The sequence below is a fragment of the Candidatus Aminicenantes bacterium genome (genome assembly GCA_026393855.1).
Taxonomy (GTDB): Bacteria; Acidobacteriota; Aminicenantia; order Aminicenantales; family UBA4085; genus UBA4085.
In genome coordinates, this window is record JAPKZJ010000140.1 from 1 (window position 1) to 5,457 (window position 5,457).

Annotated in this window: 5 protein-coding genes; 3 read left to right on the forward strand and 2 right to left on the reverse strand. The window is 64.2% G+C overall.

Translation table 11 applies throughout. The features are described 5' to 3' along the window. Positions 1 to 766, reverse strand: a 766-nt coding sequence (locus NTZ26_15760; GenBank protein ID MCX6561951.1) for an SPFH/Band 7/PHB domain protein, incomplete at its 3' end; no start/stop codon positions are given. Between the two features lie 76 nt (positions 767 to 842). After that, complete coding sequence (locus tag NTZ26_15765) at positions 843 to 2,066, reverse strand: NAD(P)/FAD-dependent oxidoreductase (protein MCX6561952.1); 1,224 nt, start codon at positions 2,064 to 2,066, stop codon at positions 843 to 845. A gap of 105 nt (positions 2,067 to 2,171) precedes the next feature. Here NTZ26_15765 and NTZ26_15770 point away from each other — a divergent pair, with 105 nt between their 5' ends. The 3 genes from NTZ26_15770 to NTZ26_15780 all read left to right on the forward strand — a co-directional run. Then, complete coding sequence (locus NTZ26_15770) at positions 2,172 to 3,287, forward strand: hypothetical protein (protein MCX6561953.1); 1,116 nt, start codon at positions 2,172 to 2,174, stop codon at positions 3,285 to 3,287. A 49-nt stretch (positions 3,288 to 3,336) separates the two neighbouring features. After that, complete coding sequence (locus NTZ26_15775; GenBank protein ID MCX6561954.1) at positions 3,337 to 4,920, forward strand: sulfatase; 1,584 nt, start codon at positions 3,337 to 3,339, stop codon at positions 4,918 to 4,920. Between the two features lie 15 nt (positions 4,921 to 4,935). Then, a partial coding sequence (locus NTZ26_15780; GenBank protein MCX6561955.1) for a metallophosphoesterase occupies positions 4,936 to 5,457 on the forward strand: 522 nt, incomplete at its 3' end.

Sequence of the window (5,457 nt, forward strand, 5' to 3'; positions counted from 1 at the left end):
TTTCGACCGTTTCCAGGCGCCGCAGGAGCTGGGCGTTGCCGACGAAATATTGATCGGCAGCTTCGTTGACCAGCTTGATGGCCTGGGCCTCGCCTTCGGCGGTCAGGATATGAGCCTGCCGGATGCCCTCGGCCTTCTTGATCTCGGCCCGGCGGGCGCCGTCGGCAATGGTCTCGGTCGCAGTGGCGAAGTCGATGGCGGCGATCTTCTCGTTCTCGGCTTTAACGACCTTGTTCATCGTCTCCTGGACGTCCTTGGGCGGATCGATCTCCTTGAGCTCGGTTCGGACAATCTCGATGCCCCAGGATCCGGTCTCTTCGCGCAGGGTCCGCTGCAGCTCGGAGTTGATCTTGCCTCGTTCGCTGTTGGCCGACTTCAGGGTCAGGGTGCCGATGATGTTGCGCAGGGTCGTGCGGGCCAGGTTGACGATCTGCCACTGGTAGTTGTTAACGTTATATTGGCAGTTCTTGACGTTGTTTTCGTCTTCCTTGACCTTGAAATAGACCTGGGCGTCGACCCGGGCGTTCAGGTTGTCGTTGGTGATGATCTCCTGCGGCTGGGCGTCGACCATGACTTCGGTGACGTTGATCTGGTACATCCGGTCGATCGCCGGGATGAGCCAGTTGAAGCCGGGCTTGGCGAAGCGCTTGTACTTGCCCAGGCGTTCGATCAAGCCGCGATGGGTCGGCCGGACGATGCGGATGCCGGCGAAGAAGACGACGATGATGAAGCCGCCGACGGCGGTGAGAACGCTGGTCAGGATCATGATCCCTCCTATGGATAAACCCTTCTTCGGATATTGTAGTCCCGCGCCCGGCCCGAGTGCAATGGCCCGACCGGGGTCAGAGCTTGGTGAGCTGCTTGGCGGCCAGGGCGGCGGTCGAGAAGGCCGCCTGAAGATTGTATCCGCCGGTGTCGCCGTCGATATCCAGGACCTCCCCGGCGAAGAAAAGGCCGGGGACAAGCCGCGATTCCATGGTCTTGGGATTGACCTCCGCCAGAGCGACCCCGCCGCGGGTGACCATGGCCTCGTGGGCGGCGCCCAGTCGGCTCACGACCAACGGCCACGCGGTCAGCCGCTTGATGAGCGCGGCGCGGCCGGGCTTGGACAGATGGGCGCCGGTCAAGTCGGGATCCAAGCCCGCTTCGGTTAAAAGCTTTTTGACGAATCGCTCCGGCAGATCGAAGGCCGCCAGGGCCGTCGCGATCAGCCGCTGGCCGGCCGCGGCGATCTGCCCGAGAAGGCCCTCTTCGACGGCCTCGAGAGTGAGGCTCGGGACGAACGCGATCTCCAGCGTGTCGCCCGCTTTGAGGAACCGGGAGAAATCGAGGATGCCTGGGCCCGAGAGGCCCGTGTGCGTGAACAGTAGATCCCCGGTGTGCCGCCTGACCCTGCGACCGTCGCGGACGAGCGAGATGGTTCGATCGGGGAACGAAATCCCGGCCAGATCGGCGAAGGGATAATCTTTAATCTGCACGCCGCATAGGGCCGGCGCTGTTTCGGTTACCTGATGCCCAAGCTCGCGGGCAAACTTCAATCCATCGCCCGTCGAGCCGGTGCCGGGGTAGGTGATCCCACCCGTGGCGATGACGGCCCGTTTGGCCGGGTAGGTCGCTTGAGTCGTTCGAATCTGGAACAACCCGTCCGCGAAGGAGAGGCCCAGCACCGGGCTCCCGCCGCGGATTTTGACCTTGGCGTCCGCGCAGGCCGCGAGCAGGATATCCAGGACGTCGGATGCCTTCCGCGATTTGGGAAACACCTTGCCGTCGGGCTCCTTGGCCATCGCCACTCCGCGCTTTTCGAAGAACGAGATCAAATCCCTATTCCCGAAGCTCATCAGGGCCGGCTTGAGGAACGCGCCGTTGTCCCCGTAATGGGAGAAAAACTCTTTGATGTCTCCGGCCTGGGTGAGGTTGCATTGGCCGGAACCGGCGAGCAGCAGCTTGCGGCCGGGCGCAGGCTTCTTTTCCAGGACCAGAATCCGCCTCCCGTCTCCGGCCGCCCGCAGGGCGTAAAACAGCCCGGCCGGGCCGCCCCCGATCACCGCCGCCGCGTATGCTTCCATTGTTTTTCGCAGTCCCTATCCTACCATGAAGGGCGGCCGGCCGCCTCTCGATCCCCCGGCGGCCGTGTGGTAGAATCCGGATCGATCATCCTGAAGGGAGAGGCCATGACCTCCAAGGAACGACTGCTCGCCGCCTTGAACCGGGAAAAGCCCGACCGCTTGCCCGTGACAGTCCACCAATGGCAGCAGTTCCATCTCGATACGTACATGGGCGGGATGGACGACTTGGCCGCCAATCGGGCAGTCGGGTTCGACGCCCAGATCCAGTACTTCGAGAGCATGGACCAGTTCTGGCTGACCGACGCCGACTTCACCAAATTCAAGTCGGCCGAATGGCGGGACGAGGCGGTCGTCATCTCGTCCGATCCCGATCATCGCGTCGTCCACCATGCCATCACGACGCCGCGCGGGACGCTGACCTACAAGACCGAGGGCGACCGCAAGACGACTTGGATCACCGAGTACCTGATCAAGCGCGACGAGGACATCAACCTCATTCGCGATTTCATGCCCGTCCCGCGCTTGAATCCCGAGCCGGTGGGCCGCCGCTATGATCAAGTCGGCGATCACGGCATCCTGCGCGGCTTTGTTTGGGGCGACCAGGCCGGCTGCTGGCAGCATGCCGCCTGCCTGATGGACATCAGCGCCCTGATCATGACCGCTATCGACAAGCCCGACTGGGTCCACGCCCTGCTCAAGATTCTGCTCGAAAAGAAGCTCCGCTTCATCGAGTCGATGCGCGGGGCCCGCTTCGATCTGATCGAGACGGGCGGAGGCTCGGCCTCCTCGACCCTGATCTCGCCCCGGATGCACGAGGCATTCTGCCTGCCCTACGACCGGCCCATGCACGATGCCTTGCACGAGATGGGCTTTAAAGTCGTCTATCACACCTGCGGCGGCACCTTCGGGATCGAGGATCTGATCGTCCGCAACGGGGCCGACGCCTCGGAGACGCTGGCCCCGGTCTCGATCGGCGGCAATCAAGAGCCCTGGGAATTTAAGCGCAAGCTTCGCGGGCGGCTGGCCATGATCGGCGGCGTCGACCAGCACAACACCCTGACCACGGGGACGGCCGAGGAAATCCGCAAGGCCGTCCGGAAGCTGTTCGAGACCGTGGGAGATGAGGGCGGATATATCTGCTCCGCCTCGGACCATTTCTTCGAGACGCCGGTCGAGAATCTGAAAGCGTTCGCGGCGGCGGCCCACGAGTGCGTTTATTGAGGCCGGATGTGCGTGTGATCTCCGGAGGGTCCTCGAAAAAGGGTCGGTCATGACGACGAGACGGACGTTCATAAGAGAGGCGGGCTGCGGCCTGGCGGGTCTTGCCGCTTCCGGGATATGGTCCCGGCTGAATGCCGTTCCCGAAAGGCAGCGCCCCAACATCGTCCTCTTTCTTGTGGACGATATGGGTTGGCAGGACACTTCGGAGCCGTTCTTCCGCGAGCGGACCCCTTTCAACAAGCTCTACCGGACGCCCAACATGGAACGGCTGGCCCGCCAGGGCGTTAAGTTCACCCAAGCCTATGCCTGCTGCGTCTGTTCGCCGACTCGAATCAGCCTGATGACCGGAATGAACGCCGCCCGCCACCGGGTCACCAACTGGACCTTGCGCCGCAACATCAGCACCGACGAGCCACACGAAACCCTGCTTTTCCCCGAATGGAACGTCAACGGCATGTGCCCCACGCAGGGGGTGGAGCGGACGGCTTTGGCGACGCCGCTCCCGGCGCTCCTGCACCGGGGGGGATACTACACCATCCACTGCGGCAAGGCCCATTTTGGGGCCATCGGCACCCCGGCCGCCGACCCGCGAACACTCGGCTTCGACGTCAACATCGCCGGGCACGCGGCGGGCGGACCGGGCAGCCACCAGGGCGAGCACGACTACTCGGCCGCCTGGCGAAACGGCGACAAGGTCTGGGATGTCCCCGGGCTGGAGGCCTATCACGGCACCGATACTGGGCTGGCCGAGGCCCTGACGCGCGAAGCGCTCAAGGCCCTGCGCAAGCCCTTGGACGAGCAGAAGCCTTTCTTTCTCTATATGTCCCATTACGCCGTCCACGCGCCGATCGAAGAGGACGCGCGCTTCGCGGCCCGCTACAAGGCGATGGGTTTGGACCCGATCGAAGCCCGCTACGCCAGCATGATCGAGGGCATGGACAAGAGCCTGGGCGACATCATGGCCTTCCTGGAGGCCCACGGAATCGCCGACAAAACGGTTGTTCTCTTCATGTCGGACAACGGCGGCTTGAGCGCCACGGGCCGCGGCGGTGAGCCGAACACCCACAACAAGCCGCTTTCGAGCGGCAAGGGCTCGGCCCGCGAGGGCGGCGTGCGCGAGCCGATGATCGTGCGATGGCCGGGTGTGGTCAAGCCGGACACGGTCAACCCGGCCCCGCTCATCATCGAGGACTTCTTCCCGACCCTGCTCGAGATCGCCGGCATCGACTATGCGCCGACGGTCCAGACCATCGACGGCCTCAGCTTCGCGCCGCTCTTGCGCGGGGCCAAGCCGGTCGATACCGGGCGGCCGCTCGTCTGGCATTTCCCCAACAACTGGGGGCAGAAGGGACCGGGCATCGGCGCCCACAGCGCCATCCGGCGCGGGGATTGGAAGCTCATCTATTACCACGCCGACCGGCGCTTCGAGCTCTTCAACCTGGCCGAGGACATCGGCGAGGCGGACAACCGGATCGACCGGGACGGGAGTGTCGCCGACGCCTTGGCGGCGCTGCTGACCGAGCGCTTGAAAGCCATGAGCGCCCAGATGCCGATCGACAAGCGGACGGGCCGACAGGTGGAGTGGCCCGACGAGGCTCGCAAGAGTGGGCCGTCGGCGCGGACTAGAGGGTAGGGGAGAGCACGCAAAATGACGAGACGGACGACCGCGATTCTGTTGTTGGCCGTCGTCGGGCTTTTGGCCGCGGGCACCCTGTCGCCCGCCGGCCGGACGCCTGTGGTCCAGACGGCCCCCGAACGGACGATCGTCCGCTTCGGCGTCATCACCGACCTCCACTACGCCGATCGCGATTCGGTCAGCGGGCGCATATATCGCGAATCGACCGGCAAGCTGGCCGAGTTCGTGAGCGTCATGAACCGCGAGAAGGCCGACTTCGTCATCGAGCTCGGCGATTACAAAGATCAAGATGTTCAGCCCGTTCCCGCCCGCACCCTGTCCTTTCTCCGCACGATCGAAGGCGTCTTCGTCGGCTTCAAAGGACCCCGCTATCACGTCCTCGGCAATCACGACGAGGACAGCCTGACCAAAGCCGAATTCCTCGGCGCGATCGAAAACACCGGCATCTCCGACGGTCGGACCTACTATTCTTTCGACCAGGGCGGCGTCCACTTCATCGTCCTCGATCCCAACTTCCGCTCGGACGGCCGCGAG

Bases quoted from the DNA above. Each gene is read 5' to 3' on its own strand.
- NTZ26_15775 (MCX6561954.1), top strand. From the start codon at position 3,337: ATGACGACGAGACGGACGTTCATAAGAGAGGCGGGCTGCGGCCTGGCG.
- NTZ26_15770 (MCX6561953.1), top strand. From the start codon at position 2,172: ATGACCTCCAAGGAACGACTGCTCGCCGCCTTGAACCGGGAAAAGCCC.
- NTZ26_15765 (MCX6561952.1), bottom strand. From the start codon at position 2,066: ATGGAAGCATACGCGGCGGCGGTGATCGGGGGCGGCCCGGCCGGGCTG.